Annotated in this window: 15 protein-coding genes; 11 read left to right on the top strand and 4 right to left on the bottom strand. The window is 32.9% G+C overall.

Annotation, left to right across the window (positions count from 1 at the left end; genetic code table 11):
- Positions 1 to 8: 8 nt before the first annotated feature.
- Together LQ677_RS10670 and LQ677_RS10665 are read right to left on the bottom strand one after the other, a co-directional pair.
- On the bottom strand, positions 9 to 839 hold the full coding sequence (locus LQ677_RS10670; RefSeq protein WP_037589512.1) for an ATP phosphoribosyltransferase regulatory subunit: 831 nt from the start codon (positions 837 to 839) through the stop codon (positions 9 to 11).
- A gap of 221 nt (positions 840 to 1,060) precedes the next feature.
- On the bottom strand, positions 1,061 to 2,230 hold the full coding sequence (locus LQ677_RS10665; RefSeq protein WP_191836600.1) for an MFS transporter: 1,170 nt from the start codon (positions 2,228 to 2,230) through the stop codon (positions 1,061 to 1,063).
- A gap of 144 nt (positions 2,231 to 2,374) precedes the next feature.
- On the opposite strand from LQ677_RS10665, the gene LQ677_RS10660 reads away from it, so the two are divergent.
- From LQ677_RS10660 to LQ677_RS10610, 11 genes are all read left to right on the top strand, one after another.
- Positions 2,375 to 3,850: a nicotinate phosphoribosyltransferase gene (locus tag LQ677_RS10660; protein ID WP_037589510.1), complete on the top strand. Its 1,476-nt coding sequence runs from the start codon at positions 2,375 to 2,377 to the stop codon at positions 3,848 to 3,850.
- Positions 3,847 to 4,668 carry an ammonia-dependent NAD(+) synthetase gene (nadE, locus tag LQ677_RS10655; RefSeq protein WP_037589509.1) on the top strand — a complete coding sequence of 274 codons (822 nt, stop codon included), beginning with the start codon at positions 3,847 to 3,849 and terminating at the stop codon, positions 4,666 to 4,668. Before LQ677_RS10660 ends, nadE begins: the two co-directional genes overlap by 4 nt.
- A gap of 64 nt (positions 4,669 to 4,732) precedes the next feature.
- Complete coding sequence (locus LQ677_RS10650) at positions 4,733 to 5,302, top strand: DUF2179 domain-containing protein (protein ID WP_025905125.1); 570 nt, start codon at positions 4,733 to 4,735, stop codon at positions 5,300 to 5,302.
- Positions 5,292 to 5,468 (top strand): NETI motif-containing protein, encoded by a 177-nt coding sequence (locus LQ677_RS10645; protein ID WP_049320405.1) that lies wholly within the window; start codon positions 5,292 to 5,294, stop codon positions 5,466 to 5,468. The genes LQ677_RS10650 and LQ677_RS10645 overlap by 11 nt, the downstream gene beginning before the upstream one ends.
- Before the next feature lie 200 nt (positions 5,469 to 5,668).
- Complete coding sequence (purB, locus tag LQ677_RS10640) at positions 5,669 to 6,964, top strand: adenylosuccinate lyase (protein WP_025905126.1); 1,296 nt, start codon at positions 5,669 to 5,671, stop codon at positions 6,962 to 6,964.
- 78 nt (positions 6,965 to 7,042) lie between these two features.
- Complete coding sequence (locus tag LQ677_RS10635; protein WP_025905127.1) at positions 7,043 to 7,345, top strand: YerC/YecD family TrpR-related protein; 303 nt, start codon at positions 7,043 to 7,045, stop codon at positions 7,343 to 7,345.
- Positions 7,346 to 7,579: 234 nt separating this feature from the next.
- Positions 7,580 to 8,278: a M15 family metallopeptidase gene (locus LQ677_RS10630; protein WP_191836599.1), complete on the top strand. Its 699-nt coding sequence runs from the start codon at positions 7,580 to 7,582 to the stop codon at positions 8,276 to 8,278.
- Positions 8,279 to 8,896: 618 nt separating this feature from the next.
- A complete protein-coding gene (pcrB, locus tag LQ677_RS10625) occupies positions 8,897 to 9,580 on the top strand; it encodes a heptaprenylglyceryl phosphate synthase (RefSeq protein ID WP_191836598.1) in 684 nt (227 codons plus the stop codon).
- Between the two features lie 12 nt (positions 9,581 to 9,592).
- Positions 9,593 to 11,773 (top strand): DNA helicase PcrA, encoded by a 2,181-nt coding sequence (gene pcrA, locus LQ677_RS10620; protein ID WP_049320401.1) that lies wholly within the window; start codon positions 9,593 to 9,595, stop codon positions 11,771 to 11,773.
- Positions 11,774 to 11,776: 3 nt separating this feature from the next.
- Complete coding sequence (ligA, locus tag LQ677_RS10615) at positions 11,777 to 13,780, top strand: NAD-dependent DNA ligase LigA (RefSeq protein WP_191836597.1); 2,004 nt, start codon at positions 11,777 to 11,779, stop codon at positions 13,778 to 13,780.
- A gap of 11 nt (positions 13,781 to 13,791) precedes the next feature.
- A complete protein-coding gene (locus LQ677_RS10610; RefSeq protein ID WP_191836596.1) occupies positions 13,792 to 14,979 on the top strand; it encodes a CamS family sex pheromone protein in 1,188 nt (395 codons plus the stop codon).
- Positions 14,980 to 15,762: 783 nt separating this feature from the next.
- Here the strand turns inward: LQ677_RS10610 and putP (LQ677_RS10605) are convergent.
- Together putP (LQ677_RS10605) and putP (LQ677_RS10600) are read right to left on the bottom strand one after the other, a co-directional pair.
- Positions 15,763 to 17,295 carry a sodium/proline symporter PutP gene (gene putP, locus LQ677_RS10605; protein WP_037590582.1) on the bottom strand — a complete coding sequence of 511 codons (1,533 nt, stop codon included), beginning with the start codon at positions 17,293 to 17,295 and terminating at the stop codon, positions 15,763 to 15,765.
- Positions 17,296 to 17,536: 241 nt separating this feature from the next.
- Entirely contained in the window at positions 17,537 to 19,066 is a 1,530-nt protein-coding gene (gene putP, locus LQ677_RS10600; protein WP_037590581.1) for a sodium/proline symporter PutP, read from the bottom strand.
- Positions 19,067 to 19,172: the final 106 nt, after the last annotated feature.

The following is a 19,172-nucleotide window of genomic DNA, read 5'->3' as shown; positions in this document are numbered from 1 at the left end:
ATGACCTCCTATGATAGTTGAATACCAAATCCAAAACCTTCTAACGTACCGTTATAATGTCCGCCTGATGCGATTGGATTTCGATTGTTATTTTCATAAAGCTGAATGAAGCTCCCAACATAATATGATTTTGGGGGCATTGTTGTTATATCTAAATGTATATGGTTAATACCTGATGCTTCTAATGTCGCTTTCCAATATTGTAAAGATTTATAAGTTGGATGGTCAGTATCAGCAAAAGTTGTTAAAAAGTCTAATTGTTGATGAGTAGGTGTTTTAAGTAATTGTACGAGTGAATGATTTTGTGAAAGTAGTTTAGAAATTTTTGAAATATTTCTTTCACTAATAGCCGTAAATAATTCTTCGTTTTGTTCTTCTTTAGAAAGTAAAAGATCAAATAATTGATAATGTCCAATAACAGCAAAATCAACATTTAAATCAAGTTCATTTTGGATAAAGTCATGTATATATTCATAACATTGCAACATGTCATTCCTTTTAGGATTAAAGATTTCAACACCTAAATTTGTATATATATGTTCATTAATTGCGATAGGGCCAGCATATGTTACGGAACGTGCATCAAGGTTATATTCACGACTATAATGTTGGATTTGATCCGTCCAATCATTTCTTAAACTATAAAATGCATCGCCATTTTTCCAAATGCTTCTAGTATCTAAACTATTCAAATCATCTTGTGTTAATTGTTTCCAATGAAGCTTTTCTATAAAACTCATATCTATCACTTCGAAATCTCGAGCACTAAAATATTTTAGAAATTTAAGTTCTTTTTCTTTCTTTTGAATAACGTCATCTCTGTATTTTACATAATCCATATTATAAACCTCGCTTTTACTCTCTACCAAGTTAAAGTATTTATTTAATTATAAATGATACTATAACATGCATAACGAAACATATCAATTGAAAGTTCTGAATATTTAAAATATCAAAAAAATATATAAAAAATAAACCCATAGACATTTGAATTAGTCAAAGTCTATGGGTTTAAATTATATTATAGTGATGCGATTTTAATTTTTATGAATAGCTTAAATTACGCTTCAACTTTTGTAGGTGTTCTATGAATAAGTAATAGAATAAACACGATAAATACAAATGCAGCAATCATCGTAAAGAATATTGTGCCGTTTGATAATTGTATAATCGTTCCTCCAAGCATTGGGCCAATGATACTACCAACACTAAATGACATGGCTATCATTAAATTACCAGCTGGTAGATTATGCTTTGGTGTTAAATCTGTCATAAAGCTTACACCTAAGCCATAAAATGAACCTGTGAATAATCCGGCGATTAAGAATAATCCCATCATAATAAATGTACTCGTTGGTAAAAAGTCTCCTAACATAAACACGATGCTGCCGATTAATGTTAATCCAGTTAATACTTTCTTTCTACCATGAATATCACTAAACATACCTAATGGAACTTGGAAAAGAATAGCACCAAGACTAAATGCAGGTAAGATTAATGTAATACTTGTGACATCAAGTCCATTTCTTAAACCATAAACAGGGAAGTTACTATGTAATCCTGCTTCAAATAATCCATATAATAATGGAAACATAAACGCTATCCATGATGTTCTTATAACATCTCCAAAGTTTTTTAACGTATTTAATATACTGACTGGTCTAACATTAGATGAAGGGAATTCATTGTGTATTAAAAGGACTAATGAAATTGTTATTAATGAAAGTATTGCTGAAAGGATAAATGGTAAAGCTTCCGAAACGTCTACAAGTTTAGCTAATAGGGGTCCTAACATAAAACCTGCTGAGAAACTGAAACCATAAACAGAAATCGTTCTTCCTAATTTTTCTTTAGGTGTAATATGTGTTAACCAAGTTTGCGTGCTAAAGTGTAACATATTATCACCAATTCCAATTAATAGTCTTAAAATAAACCAAATAGATAATGTCTTTAAAGTTGGAAATAACAATAAAGATAAAGCAACTATGGCTCCACCAACTAATATCATATATTTAAACCCAGACTTTCTAACAAGCCCTTCGATAAAGAATGATGACAAGAATACACCTATATATAATGAAGTTGCATGTAAACCATTCAATGAACTTGAAATACCATTACGTTCAAAGATGACCGATATAAGTGGTAAGAGCATTCCTTGTGAAAAACCAGAGACAGCTACAGTAATTGAAAGTATAATAAATAATTTTTTGAATGAAGAATTTTTCATTTGTATGCCTCCTTGTAAATTTTACATCTTTAGTATTTTATCACAGAGGTAAATGACTTGATATATTTAAGTTACTTTTTAATTTTTAATTTAAAAAGTATGATAAAATAATATAAAATTAGATAACCTGAGGAGTATTGAATAATGTATAAATATGAAGACGATAGTTTGATGTTACACACGGATTTATATCAAATCAATATGGGTGAAACTTATTGGAATGATGGTATTCATGAGCGTACTGCTATTTTTGATTTGTATTTTAGAAGCATGCCATTTAATAGCGGCTATGCTATTTTTAGTGGATTAGAAAGAATTGTGCAATTTATTGAGCATTTTAAATTTACAGAGTCAGATATTGAATATTTAAGAGAAGTTGGATATCAAGATGATTATTTAGATTATTTAAAGTCATTGCGATTTACAGGGAATATTAGAGCAATGAAAGAAGGGGAACTTTGTTTCAATAATGAACCACTCATTAGAGTAGAAGCGCCACTTATTCAAGCACAGCTCATTGAAACTGCACTTTTAAATATCGTGAATTTCCAAACGTTAATTGCGACTAAGGCAAGTAGAATTAAACAAGTTGTTCGTGATGAAATTGTAATGGAATTTGGTACTAGAAGAGCGCAAGAAATGGATGCTGCGATTTGGGGTGCTAGAGCTGCGATGATTGGTGGATTTGATTCTACAAGTAATGTCAGAGCTGGTAAATTATTTGGTATTCCGATTTCAGGAACACATGCGCATTCAATGGTTCAAACATACGATGATGAATATACAGCGTTTAAAAAATATGCTGAAAGACATAAAAATTGCGTGTTTCTAGTAGATACTTTCCATACTTTAAAATCAGGTGTGCCGAATGCGATTAAAGTAGCGAAAGAATTAGGAGATAAAATTAATTTTATCGGTATTCGACTAGACTCAGGAGACATCGCTTATTTATCTAAAGAAGCAAGAAGAATGTTAGATGAAGCTGGCTTTACAGAAGCAAAAATCTTCGCTTCAAATGATTTAGATGAACAAACAATTACAAGTTTAAAAGCACAAGGTGCAAAAGTAACGGCATGGGGTGTCGGTACGAAACTGATTACAGCATATGATCAACCTGCATTAGGTGCTGTATATAAACTTGTAGCAATCGAAGAAGAAAATGGTGAATTATCAGATCGCATCAAAATTTCTAACAATGCTGAAAAAGTTACAACACCAGGTAAGAAAAATGTTTATAGAATTATCAATACTAAAACGAATAAATCTGAAGGCGATTATATTACATTAGAAGATGAAGAGCCGAATAAAGAAGAACGTCTAAAAATGTTCCATCCTGTTCACACTTATAAAATGAAATATATCAAACATTTTAAAGCTGTCGATTTACATCATGACATTTTTAAAGATGGTAAACGTGTGTATACACTTCCAGAAATTAAAGAAATTAGGGAATTTGCTTTTAACAATTTAGATATATTATGGGAAGAAAATAAACGTTATTTAAATCCTGAAGAATATCCAGTAGATTTGAGTAAAGCATGTTGGGATAATAAAAATAAAAAGATATTCGATGTAGCTGAAAGAGTAGCAGAAGCGATAAAGGATGTGGAAGAGTCATGAGAGATTTACAATCAATCATTGTCAAAGAAATGAATGTTAAAAAATCAATCGATCCCAAAAAGGAATATGAAGAAATTAAGCAGTTCTTAAAATCTTACGTTAAAGCACATAGTTTTGTTAAATCTTTAGTGTTAGGTATTTCTGGCGGGCAAGATTCAACATTATTAGGTAAAATCGCGCAATTAACTGTAGATGAATTAAATGCTGAAGAAAATCATCAATATGAATTTATCGCAGTAAGGTTACCTTATGGTGAACAATTTGATGAACAAGATACACAAGATGCATTAGATTTTATCAATCCAAGTAAACGTGTAACAGTCAATATTAAACCGGCAGTGGACGCGAGTATTCAATCTTTAAAAGAAGCGGGCGTTGAATTAACTGATTTTCAAAAAGGTAATGAAAAAGCGAGAGAACGAATGAAAGTTCAATATTCAATTGCTTCAGCTAATAGCGGACTTGTACTTGGTACGGATCATTCTGCTGAAAATATTACAGGTTTCTATACGAAATTTGGAGATGGTGCTTGTGATGTTGCACCGTTATTCGGACTTAATAAACGCCAAGGCAAAGCCATTTTAAAATATTTAGGTGGTCCAGATCATTTAATCAATAAAGTACCAACTGCTGATTTAGAAGAAGATAAACCTGCTTTACCTGATGAAGAAGCGTTAGGCGTAACTTATGATGCAATTGATGACTTCTTAGAAGGTAAAAAAATCAGTGAGAAAGATCAAGAAATTATTCAAAATCACTATGTAAGAAATGCACATAAAAGAGAAATGCCTTATAACCGTTACACATGGCCAAAATAATGCGTGACTTTCATAAGTTTGCTTGATAAAATGATTCCAGTATTTTGATTTATGGAGGGTTTAAATGTCAGCTATATTAGATAATCCATGGTTAATGGTGCTATCTATATTTGTCATTAATATAGTATATGTATCCTGTTTAACAATGAGAACAATTTTAACATTAAAAGGATATCGATATGTGGCCGCTGCTGTTAGTGTACTTGAAGTAGTTGTTTATGTTATCGGGTTAGGTTTAGTAATCAATAGTCTTGACCAAATTCAGAATATATTAGCTTATGCGCTTGGATTTGCTGCAGGCATCATTGTCGGCATGAAGATAGAAGAGAAAATTGCATTAGGATATATCGTTGTGAATGTTACAACAGCTGAATATGAAACAGATTTACCAAGAACGTTAAGAGATTTAGGTTACGGTGTTACACATTACGTTGCTAAAGGACGAGATGGTGATCGCTTAGTGATGCAAATTTTAACACCACGTAGATTCGAATTAAAATTAATGGATACAATTAAACAATTGGATTCTAAAGCCTTTGTAATCGCTTATGAACCTAAGAATATACACGGTGGATTCTGGGTTAAAGGTGTACGAAGCAAAAAATTAAAGGCGTATGATACGGATGAAGTTTAGAGTAGAAGACAATGAAACGATTGAAATGTGTCTCAAAAGAATGAAAGCTCAAGGTTATACACCTGTAAAAAGATTTGAAAAACCTGTATTTATTGAGAAAGAAAATGGTGACATTGAAGTTCTTAAACAAGAAATACAATTCGTAGGTAAGAAAATCAAAGAATGATTATAAATCTGGGACATGAGAATGTGGCCCAGATTTTTTTCTACTTTTAGTTTATTCTCCTAGTGTTACAATATATAATGAAAGATATTAGGAATAAAATTATAAATCACGAACAATTTTGTATTTTTTATAAACAATGTACGTGTTCGTAGAAGTCTGTTATACTATAAATGACTAAAATATGTTAGGAGAATTTATCAATGATTGAACGTTATTCAAGAGAAGAAATGGCTAATATTTGGACAGAACAAAATCGTTTTGAAGCTTGGTTAGAAGTTGAAATACTAGCTTGTGAAGCATGGAGTAAATTAGGACACATTCCTGCAGAAGATGTAAAGCTTATAAGACAAAATGCTAAGGTCGACGTTGATAGAGCTAAAGAAATTGAACAAGAAACACGTCACGATGTTGTGGCATTCACAAGACAAGTTTCTGAAACTTTAGGTGAAGAACGTAAATGGGTACATTACGGTTTAACTTCAACAGATGTTGTTGACACAGCGTTAAGTTATGTCATTAAACAAGCAAATGAAATCATTGAAAAAGACTTAGAAAGATTTTTAGAAGTATTAAAAAATAAAGCAATCGAACATAAAACGACTTTAATGATGGGTAGAACACATGGTGTACATGCTGAACCAACAACATTTGGTATTAAAATGGCACTATGGTATACAGAAATGAAACGTAACTTAGAAAGATTTAAACGAGTTCGTGAAGAAATTGAAGTTGGAAAAATGAGTGGTGCTGTTGGTACATTTGCAAACATTCCACCAGAAATTGAAGAGCATGTATGTACAGAATTAGGATTAGGTTGTGCGCCAGTTTCTACGCAAACACTTCAACGTGATCGCCATGCTTATTACATTGCGACATTAGGATTAATCGCAACATCTATCGAAAAATTTGCAGTAGAAGTTCGTGGTTTACAAAAAACTGAAACACGTGAAGTTGAAGAAGCTTTTGCTAAAGGTCAAAAAGGTTCTTCAGCAATGCCTCATAAACGTAATCCAATTGGTTCTGAAAATGTGACAGGTTTAGCACGTGTGATTAGAGGATATATTACGACTGCTTATGAAAATGTACCATTATGGCACGAAAGAGATATTTCACATTCATCTGCAGAAAGAATTATGTTACCAGACGTAACAATCGCATTGGATTATGCATTAAACAGATTTACGAATATCATCGATCGTTTGACAGTATATCCAGAAAACATGAAACGTAATATCGATAAAACATTTGGTTTAATTTATTCACAACGTGTTATGTTAACGTTAATTAATAAAGGTATGGTAAGAGAAGAAGCATATGATATCGTTCAACCAAAAGCAATGGAATCATGGGAAACTCAAACACCATTTAGAACATTAGTAGAACAAGATGAAAAAATTACAAACTTGTTAAGTACTGAAGAATTAGACGAATGCTTCAATGAGAAACATCATTTAAATCAAGTCGATACAATATTCAGAAGAGCGGGTATAGAATAAGACACATTTTACTGTACTTTAATAGGTTAGTGCGTTAAAATGCAATTAATGAACTTATATTAAACAGGGGTTGATTTTTTGCAAATTGAAAAATTAAGAGGAAAAGCATTAGATGAACTATTTGATGCAGTTCTTACACTAGAAACTCGAGAAGAATGTTATCAATTTTTTGATGATTTATGTACAGTAAATGAATTACAGTCATTGTCACAAAGATTACAAGTGGCTAAAATGATTAAACAAGGATACACTTATGCTCATATAGAAAAAGAATCAGGTGCTTCAACTGCAACAATTTCAAGAGTTAAACGCTCATTGCAATGGGGTAATGATGCATATACGATGATTCTTGAAAGAATGAATATTGACTTCGAAAAATAATCATAAATATGTATGAGGGGGAGCGAGACAGAAATCTAATTTGTGAAAAAGATTTCGTAGTCTCGCCCCGGCAAAGATGGCTAAAGTTGAAAAAGTTTGAAACAAGCGCATTTCAATTCAGTCATCTACTGCCAAATGACTAAGAGAGACTGAGACATTTTATTATGTCTCAGTCTCTTAATTGGTTAAAATAGTATAATAATAGTAAATTTTATGAAATAAGGAGCTTTACGCATGAAGAAATTATTTTTAATAATTGGCATATCTACTTTAGTATTAAGCGCATGTAGTGATGATCAGAATACAGATAATCAATCAACTAAAGAAGAACATACTCAAAAAGATAAAAAAGAGACAGCACAAAAATCTAAAAAGCAAGAACAAAAGAAACATAAAGTGACAAAGAAAGATGGCATCACATATGTTGACGGGCATGTTTTTGTAAATAAAAAAGTAGGCTTACCTCATGATTATGCCCCAGGTGAAAATAGTACTGCAAGAAATCAATTAAATAAACTAATACAAGATGGAACGAATGAAGGTTTAGACTTAGTATTTAGAAGCGGATATCGTTCTTATGAAAATCAAAAACAACTATATAATGATTATGTAGCAAGAGATGGTGAAGAAGCGGCCAACCAATATAGTGCTAAACCAGGACAATCAGAACATCAGACAGGATTAGCATTTGATGTAGGTTCAAACTCAGCAACTGATGATTTTAGAAAGTCATTCGGTAATACAAACGAAGGAAAATGGATTAAAACACACGCACATCAATATGGATTTATCATTAGATATCCATTAGGCAAAGAAAAAATAACAGGATACCAATATGAACCATGGCATTTAAGATATGTCGGTAAAGAATTAGCAGAAAAAATTTATAAGCAAGACACAACATTAGAAGAATACTTTGATTACGGTAAATAGAAGTTGTGAGAGAGATTGAATAGTCATAAGATCGTCAGAGTCGTGGCTTAAGTGGTGAATAAAGCCAAGAGATAGCTGAAGTCGTGGCTTAAGTGGTGAATAAAGCCAAGAGATCGACTAAGTCGTGGCTTAAGTGGTGAATAAAGCCAAGAGATAGCCCAAGTCATGGCTTAAGTGGTGAATAAAGCCAAGAGATAGCCCAAGTCATGGCTTAATGTGTGAATAAAGCCAAGAGATAGCCCAAGTCATGGCTTAAGTCCTGAGTAAAGCCAAGAGATTGTCTAAGTCATGGCTTAAGTCCTGAATAAAGCCAAGAAATCGTCCAAGTCGTGGCTTAAGTGGTGAATAAAGCCAAGAGATAGCCCAAGTCGTGGCTTAAGTCCTAAGTAAAGCCAAGAGATAGCTGAAGTCGTGGCTTAAGTGGTGAATAAAGCCAAGAGATAGCTAAACTCACACCTCAAAACTTCACAAACATACATCTTCACCTTAACCGTAATTCAAACATCGTAAGAAGCGAAATTTTTCGCTTCTTTTTTTATGATAATTGTCCTATTTCATTTCGGAATTTAATCTTAAAAATGCTATAATTAATCTTATGATAATTAAAGGAGTTTAAGTATGTACGATATAAATTTGTGGAGTCACGTATTTAAATTAGATCCAGCGAAATCTATATCAGATGAGGACTTAATGAAAATATGTGAATCTGGTACGGATGCTATTATAATTGGCGGTACTGATAATGTTACGGAAGATAATGTACTAAATTTAATGAGTAGAATTAGACGTTATCCGCTACCTTGCGCACTTGAAATTTCTAATATTGAAAGTGTTGTGCCTGGTTTTGATTTTTATTTTGTACCGAGTGTTTTAAATAGTAATAATGTTGACTTCCATAATGGCCTGCTTCAAAAAGCCGTTAAGGAATATGGCTATATGATGGATTTTGATGAAATTTTCTTAGAAGGCTATGTTGTCATGAATGAAGACAGTAAAGTAGCGCAATTGACAGGCGCGAATACAGATTTAGATGAAGACGATTTAATCAGTTATGCAAGAATGGTGGATAAACTTTATCATTTACCTATTTTTTATTTAGAATACAGTGGTAAGTATGGAAAAGTGGAAGAGATTAAAGCTGTTAAAGAACATTTAGAAAACGCCCGACTTATTTATGGTGGCGGTATAGATAATTTAGAAAAAGCGAAAGAAATGGCAGAATATGCTGACATAATTGTAGTCGGTAATGCCATTTATGAAGATTTGAAAAAAGCTTTACAAACAGTAAAAGTAAAACAATAAAGGAAGGTTTTTATGAACGCATTGTTAGATAGAATGAATGACGAACAGAAACAAGCAGTCAAAACAACTCAAGGGCCATTACTGATTATGGCAGGTGCAGGTAGTGGTAAAACGAGAGTATTAACGCACAGAATTGCGTATTTATTAGATGAGAAAGATGTTTCTCCTTATAATGTTTTGGCAATTACATTTACTAATAAAGCAGCTAAAGAGATGAAAGAAAGAATTAGCCATTTAGTTGGTCCTGAAGCTGAAAGTATTTGGATATCTACATTCCACTCAATGTGTGTAAGAATCTTAAGAAGAGACATTGACCGTATTGGAATTGAAAGAAACTTTACAATTATAGATCCGACTGACCAAAAATCAGTGATTAAAGAAATATTGAAAAAGCAAAATATAGATAGTAAAAAATATGACCCAAGAACATTTATTGGTGCGATTTCTAATTTAAAAAATGAATTAAAAACAGCAGAAGATGCTGAAAAAGAAGCTAGTGATTTTCATGCCAATATGGTTGCTAGTGTATACAAAGGCTACCAAGAAAAATTACTTAGAAATCACGCATTGGACTTTGATGATTTAATCATGATGACGATTCAATTATTTAATAGAGTGCCTGAAGTATTGGAGTACTACCAAAATAAATTCCAATATATTCATGTCGACGAATATCAAGATACTAACAAAGCACAATATACGCTCGTTAATTTATTAGCAAGTAAATTTGAAAATATATGTGTCGTAGGTGACTCTGACCAATCTATTTATGGTTGGAGAGGTGCAGACATTAAAAATATTTTATCATTTGAAGAAGACTATCCAAATGCACAAACAATTTTCTTGGAGCGTAACTATAGATCAACTAAGACGATTTTAACTGCAGCAAACGAAGTGATTCGTAATAATGCTGAACGTAAACCTAAAGCATTATGGACGGATAATAACTCAGGCGAAAAGATAAAATATTATGAAGCGACAACTGAAAGAGATGAAGCAGAATATGTCATCCGTCAAATATTAAAGAAAAAACAAGAAGGCTATAAAAACCAAGATATAGCTGTGTTATATCGAACAAATGCGCAATCACGTGTACTTGAAGAAACGTTCTTGAAATCTAATATTCCTTATACAATGGTTGGCGGAACAAAGTTCTATGACAGAAAAGAAATTAAAGACATTTTGAGTTATTTAAGATTAATTTCAAATAGTAATGATGATATTAGTTTTGAAAGAATCATTAACGTACCTAAAAGAGGTATTGGACCGACATCAGTTCAAAAAATTGCTCAATATGCAGCGATGAATCAATTGAGTTACTTTGATGCATTAGGAGAAGTTGATTTTATCGGTTTATCTAAAAAAGTTACTGAAGAAGGCGCAGCATTTTATGAGATGATGAACAACTTTATGCAACAACAAGAGTTCTTATCAGTAACTGAAATTGTAGAACAAATACTAGAAAAATCTGGTTATAGACGTATGTTAGAGAACGAACAAACGATTGAATCACAAAGTAGACTTGAGAATATTGATGAGTTCTTATCAGTACCAAGAGACTATGAGAAAAACACACCAGTTGAAGAGCAATCATTGATGAACTTCTTAACAGATTTATCACTCGTTGCAGATGTTGATGATGCAGATTTAGAAGCCGGTGTAACATTGATGACAATGCACTCAGCGAAAGGTCTAGAGTTCAAAGTTGTATTTATCATTGGTATGGAGGAAAGTATTTTTCCACACTTTAGAAGTCTTCAATCAGGTGAAGAACATGAAATGGAAGAAGAACGCCGAATTGCATATGTGGCTATTACGAGAGCCGAAGAAGAGTTACACTTATCTCATGCGACAACTCGTACATTGTTTGGTAGATCTCAAGCGAACTTAAAATCAAGATTTTTAAAAGAAATTCCAGAAGATTTACTGGATGGCGTGAAACCAAAAACATCATTCAAGCAAAAACAAACATCAACACCTAAACGTAGTTTTGCAGGGCGTATGAATACGAAGCAGAAACCAGAAACATCATGGAATGTTGGGGATAAAGTAACTCATAAATCATGGGGTGAAGGAATGGTAAGTGCTGTGAATGATAAAAATGGTTCTGTTGAATTAGATATCATTTTCAAAAAAGAAGGACCAAAACGTCTATTAGCGCAATTTGCACCTATTGAGAAGAAAGGGGAGTAAACTATGGAAGATTTAAAATCAAGAGTTAATGAACTTCATCAATTGTTACATCGTTATAACCATGAATATCATGTGTTAGATAATCCAACTGTTCCGGACAGTGAATATGATCAATTATTGCATGAGTTAATCTCTATAGAAGAAAAGCACCCTGAACTAAAAACGGACGATTCACCAACAGTTAGAGTTGGTGGACCACCGTTATCTCAATTTGAAAAAATTAATCATGACACACCTATGTTGTCATTAGGTAATGCTTTTAATGAAGAAGATTTAAGAAGATTTGATCAAAGAGTTAGAGAAAAAGTAGACAATGTTCGCTACACTTGTGAATTAAAAATTGATGGCTTAGCGGTATCGTTAAAGTATGTAAACGGACGATTTGTTCAAGGATTAACGCGTGGAGATGGTACAACTGGTGAGAATATCACTGAAAATTTAAAAACGATCCATGCGATTCCTTTAACAATTAAAGAACCTCTTTCTATTGAAGTTCGTGGTGAAGCATATATGCCAAGAAAATCTTTTGTTTCTTTAAATGAACAAAAAGAACAAAATGGTGAACAACTATTTGCTAACCCTAGAAATGCCGCTGCTGGTTCATTAAGACAGCTTGATTCAAAATTAACTGCTAAAAGAAAGCTCGATATTTTCTTATATAGTGTTAATGACTTAACTGAAATAGAAGCGGATAGTCAATCAGAGGCATTAAATAATTTAGATGAACTTGGCTTTAAGACAAATAAAGAAAGAGAAACATTTGATGATATAGAAGGTGTATTATCTTTTATAAGTAAGTGGACTGAACAACGCAATAATTTATCATATGATATAGATGGTATTGTCATTAAAGTTGACGATTTAAGTCAGCAAGAAGAACTTGGATTTACTCAGAAATCACCAAGATGGGCAATTGCGTATAAGTTCCCAGCTGAAGAAGTCTTAACTACATTAACAGATATTGAATTAAGTATAGGTAGAACGGGTGTTGTGACGCCAACAGCGATATTAGAGCCTGTTAAAGTGGCAGGAACTACTGTTTCTCGTGCATCATTACATAACGAAGACTTAATCCATGAAAAAGATATCCGTATAGGGGATAAAGTTGTCATCAAAAAAGCAGGTGACATTATACCTGAAGTCGTTAAAAGTATTGCTGAAGAAAGAAGCGAAGATAGTGAAGTTTATCATATGCCAACACACTGTCCAAGTTGTGAGCATGAATTGGTTAGAATAGAAGGCGAAGTTGCTTTAAGATGTATTAACCCTAAATGTTCTGCTCAATTAGTAGAAGGTATGATTCATTTCGTATCACGACAAGCAATGAATATTGACGGTTTAGGAGATAAAATCATCGAGCAACTTTATCAAAATGATAAAATTAAAGACGTTGCGGATTTATATTATTTAACTAAAGATGATTTACTACCATTGGAAAGAATGGGCGAGAAGAAAGTTCATAAATTATTAACAGCAATCGAAGCTTCTAAAGAAAAATCACTTGAACATTTATTATTTGGTTTAGGTGTGAGACATTTAGGTACGAAAGCAAGTCGTGTAATAGCTGAAAAATATGAAACAATTGATCGTTTATTCGAAGTAACGATAGAAGATTTAACTGAAATTCCAGATGTTGGGCATAAGATGGCTCAATCACTTGTTACGTATATGGAAAATGATGATATAAAAGTATTAATCGATAAACTTAAACAGAAAAATGTTAACATGACTTATACAGGTATTAAGCAATCTGAAATCGAAGGTCATCCAGATTTTACTGGAAAAACATTCGTCTTAACTGGTAAAATGACAGAGATGACAAGACCTGAAGCAACAAAAGTAATCCAATCATTAGGTGCAAAAGTAACAGGAAGTGTCACTAAAAATACAGATGTTGTTATTGCTGGTGAAGATGCTGGATCCAAACTTGAAAAAGCTGAAAAATTAAATATAGAAGTTTGGTCAGAAGAAGATTGGTTAAACAAATATCGTAATATCAATGAATAGAGGTTAAAGATATGAAAAAAGGATTTCTTATTTTAGCGTCTGTAATATTGCTTACAGCATGTTCATCAGATACTACTCAAAAAGATAATCAAGATAAATCGGATAAAGAAAAAGAGCAAACAAAGCAAATTTCTACAGGTATGCAAATTTCCAGTGATTATTATCGAACATTACTACCTTTTAAAGTAAGTGCTGCTAGAGGATTAACTCAAGATAATATGATTTCTAGTTATAACAGTGAAGCATTTGAAAGTGGATTGTTAGATATAAGTAAACAAACATTTTCACCTGATGATTACTTATACAGAGATGGCCAATTCTTAGATAAAGATACTGTGAGGGCATATTTAGCACCTAAATTTACTAAAGCAGAAATCAAAGATATGAGTGATGATGAAAAAGAACAAAATAATGCTAGAGAAAACTTAGGATTGAATCCAACTCATAATGGAGAAACAGATCCTGAAAAAATAGCTGAGAATTCACCTACATATTTATCACATATCATCGAACAAGATTACTTCACAGAAAGTGATGCTAAAAAACAAAAGATTTCTGGTATGACGATTGGTTTAGCAATGAATAGTGAATATGTTTACCAAAAAGAAGAATATGGTGAAACATATACGAAGAAACTTGATAACAAAGAAGTAGAGAAAAAAGGTAAAGAAATGGCTGAAGAAATCCTTTCACGACTTCGTGTAAGAGATGACCTTAAAAATATTCCAATTAACTTTGGTATCTTTATACAGTCTGGAGAAGGTGACATCAAACCAGGTAAATTTGTTTCTTATGCTTCTAGTGAAGGCGGTAAGCGTAACGTTAAAAGTTGGGAAAAAATGAATCAAAAATATGTCACAATCCCATCAAACGATGCAGCAGATTTAGATGAAAATTTAAATTCTAATTTTGAACAGTTCAATCAAGACTTACAAAAATACTTCCCGAACTTTACACAATCAGTAGGAACAGGTAAATTTGATGACGATAAACTGACAGAACTAGAAATAAAAGTACCACTTGATTATTATGGAAAAGCAGAAGTAATTGGTGTGACTCAGTACGTAGCAGACCTATCTCAAAAATACTTTAAAGGTATAGATGATTTAGAAATCTCTATCGTAGACGGAGAAGAACCACAAGCATTAATTACGAAGACTAAAGACGATGACGAACCACAAATTCATATTTATAAATAATTAAAAAGAGAGTCTGGAACAGAGGAATGTTCCAGACTCTTTTCGTATTTTCGGAAATATGGGCCTGAACATTGCAAGTGGGGTGTGACAAGCAATGTTCAGGAGCTCGAATTTATCAAGACTGCCCAAACAAGATAAATATGAGCCCTGTATTTATCAAGATTGACCAAACAAGATAAATATGAGCCCTGTATTTATCAAGACTGCCCAAACAAGATAAATATGAGCCCTGTATTTATCAAGATTGGCCAAACAAGATAAATATGAGCTCTGTATTTATCAAGACTTACGAAACAAGATAAATAGAAGGTCTGTATTTATCAAGACTAGCGAAACAAGATAAATATGAGCTTCGTATTTATCAAGACTAGCGAAACAAGATAAATATGAGCTCTGTATTTATCAAGACTGGCCAAACAAGATAAATATGAGCTCTGTATTTATCAAGACTGGCCAAACAAGATAAATATGAGCTTCGTATTTATCAAGACTAGCGAAACAAGATAAATATGAGCTTCGTATTTATCAAGACAGGCCAAACAAGATAAATATGAGCCTCCTATATTGCTAGACTGTCCAAACAAGCAACATAGAACGCCCATATATTGCAAGACTGTCCAAACAAGCAACATAGATCGCCCATATATTGCAAGACTCCCTAAACAAGCAACATAGAAGCTCCCTATGTTGCAAGACTCCCTAAACAAGCAACATAGCCCCCAATGTTACAGCTATTTTTCCATAAAAAAGACTGGCACATTATATGTACCAGTCTCTTCCATATTAATCTTCTTTTAAGATACGTTTCATACGATCTAAGTTATCAATAACTTCTTTGTCTGGCTTTTTAGTAAATGAACTTACAATAACTGTAACGACGATGTTTGTGAAGAATCCTGGGATAATTTCGTATAATTCGAAAATACCGCCATGACTTTTCATCATAATCCAGAATAGTACGACGATTGAAGACGTAACCATACCTGCGATTGCACCGTTTTTCGTTAAGCCTTTCCAGTATAATGACATTAATACAAGTGGTCCAAATGCTGCACCGAATCCTGCCCAAGCATTACCTACAAGGTTAAGGATAGTGTCGTTTGGAGTCCAAGCAAGTAATATTGCCACAACTGCTACAGCTAATACTGCAAATCTACCTACCATAACAAATTCTTTATCTCTATCTGGTTCATAACCACGTTTTTTAGTTATGATTTTATAGAAGTCTTGTGTTAAAGCACTTGATGTAACGAGTAATTGAGATGAAATTGTACTCATAATAGCTGCTAAAATTGCTGCTAAGAAGAACCCGCCAACTAATGGGTGGAATAACACTTGACTCATTAAGATGAAGATTGTTTCTGGGTTATCAATTGTTTGGCTCGTGTCATGAATGTATGCAATACCAGTTAAACCAACTAAACATGCACCTAATAATGAAACTGCCATCCAACCGATACCGAATCTTCTTGCTGTTGGTAATTGTTTATGTGATTTAATAGACATAAATCTTACAATAATATGTGGTTGTCCAAAATAACCAAGTCCCCATGCAATTAATCCTATGATACTTACAACTGAAGTTCCTTTAAACCAATCTAAGTTTGTTGGTTTAACTTCTGCTACAGTGTGGAAAGTATCTAACCCGTTTAAAGTTAATAATGCTGCGATAGGTACCATAACCATCGCTATTAACATGATCACACCTTGGAAGAAGTCTGTTAGAGAAACAGCTAAATATCCTCCGAAGAATGTATATATTACAACGATACCAGCAGTTAAGATAATACCAAGACGATAATCCATACCAAATGCACTTTCGAATAAAGTACCGCCTGAAACCATACCAACTGAAGTATATAGTGTAAAGAATACTACAATGATAATACCTGAAATAATTTTTAAAGCATGTGTATTATCTGCAACACGTTTCTCGAAGAAGTCTGGAATGGTAATAGCATTTCCAGTATGTTCAGTATATACACGTAATTTCGGTGCTACTAATATGTAATTTAACCATGCACCTACTGTTAAACCGATAGCAAGCCAAGTTGCTGATAATCCAATACTGTAAACTTCACCAGGAAGTCCCATAATCATCCAACCACTCATATCGGATGCACCAGCGGATAATGCTGTTACATAAGGACCTATACTACGGCCACCTAACATGTACTCATCTAAATTGCTTGTTGATTGTTTATAAGCATAATAACCAATTGCTAATAGAACAACAAAATAGACTATAATCATGAAATAAGTTTGCCAGCCTGAAGCAACTCCAGTGCTCGCATCAATTTGTCCTAAAATAAACATATTCCCGCTCCTTTATTTAAATATTTTAAAGTTGCACGTTGACCATTATACACAAATGAAATAATAATCAAAGGGTAAAAAGTAAATTATCCGTATATTCAGTTTATCATTTATATAGAATGATGTCACAATTTGTTCATATTTAATATTGCTCTATGCCTTGCGGTGTAAATGTTTACAAAGGATATGCATATGACTTATTTTGCTCATAAAATTACGATGTAAACTTTTTTAAAAATTTTTAGCTTTTTAAAATTTGTTCCATGTCGTCAAACTTTTTAAGGTCATATTCAACAGGTGGTTTCGTCATTAAACTCACAATAACTGTTACAATCATACTTGAAATAAATCCAGGTATGATTTCGTAAAATTCAAAAATGCCACCATGATCTTTCATGAGTATCCAGAAAATAACGACTAATGAACCAGTCAAAATTCCTGCAATCGCGCCGTATTTAGTTAGACGTTTCCAATATAGTGATAATAATACTAAAGGTCCAAATGCTGCACCGAATCCAGCCCAAGCATTACCAACTAAATTTAAAATTGTATCATTTGGATTCCACGCGATATACATCGCAACGATTGATACAAGTAAAACAGATAAGCGTCCTACAAGAACGAATTCCTTTTCATGACTTTTATCTTGTAACGTTTTTCTGCGCAATAACATGTAAAAGTCTTGCGTTAATGCACTAGATGTTACAAGAAGCTGTGAAGAAATTGTACTCATAATCGCAGCTAAAATTGCTGCTAAGAAGAACCCTGCAATGAGTGGATGGAATAAAATTTGACTCATCACGATAAAGATTGTTTCTGGGTTTTTAACTTCTATATTAGTGTGTTCAACAAAAGCAATACCAATTAATCCTGTCATACAAGCACCTAATAAAGAAATTGCCATCCATGAAATACCAATTCTACGCGCTCTAGGCATTAGTTTATGCGTTTTGATAGACATAAAACGTACTATAATATGTGGTTGACCGAAGTAACCTAATCCCCAAGCGAGTAAACTGATGATACCAACTGTTGTTGTACCTTTGAACCAATCTAAATTCGTAGGCTTTAAATCACCAACTTCACTAAACGTGTCTAGACCATTTAACTTTAACAACGCAACGATAGGTACTAATACCAATGCTAAGATCATAATGACACCTTGGAAGAAGTCCGTTAATGATACAGCTAAATAACCGCCGAAAAGTGTATACAAAATAACAATACTAGCGGCTATAAATAAACCGACATGGTAATCTAGTCCAAATGCACTATTAAATAGTACGCCACCAGCTACCATTCCAGAATGTGTGTATAACGTAAAGAATACAACGATAACTAATCCTGAAATAACTTTAACGATTCTTGTATGATCTGATAATCTTTTTTCGAAAAAGTCAGGTAAAGTAATAGCGTTATCAGTCAGTTCAGTATAAATTCTCAAACGTGATGCAACGAGTATGTAATTAAGCCAAGCACCTATTGTAAGACCAATCGCAATCCAAGTTGCTGATAGACCAATACTATATACAGATCCCGGCAAGCCCATAATCATCCAACCACTCATGTCTGAAGCACCTGCTGATAGGGCAGTAACAAGTGCACCTAAATCTCTGCCGCCTAACATATATTCATCAAGCGTACTTGTCGAACGTTTGTAAGCATAAAATCCAATTGCTAATAAAATGGCAAAATAAATAGCAATCATGACGTATGTTTCCCAAGAAGTTTCGACTTTAACATTCTTAAAAGTATTTCCAAGTATAAACATGAAAAACCACCTCTCACTCATTGACATAAAATTCAGAAAAAATTCTGATAATTTATTATACACAATGTATGCGCTTTCATGTAGTTAATTTTTAATAACTTTAGAT

This window comes from Mammaliicoccus sp. Q-M61, from assembly GCF_022386055.1.
Classification (GTDB): Bacteria; Bacillota; Bacilli; order Staphylococcales; family Staphylococcaceae; genus Mammaliicoccus; species Mammaliicoccus sciuri_A.
This window is presented reverse-complemented; position numbering and strand designations above follow the sequence as displayed.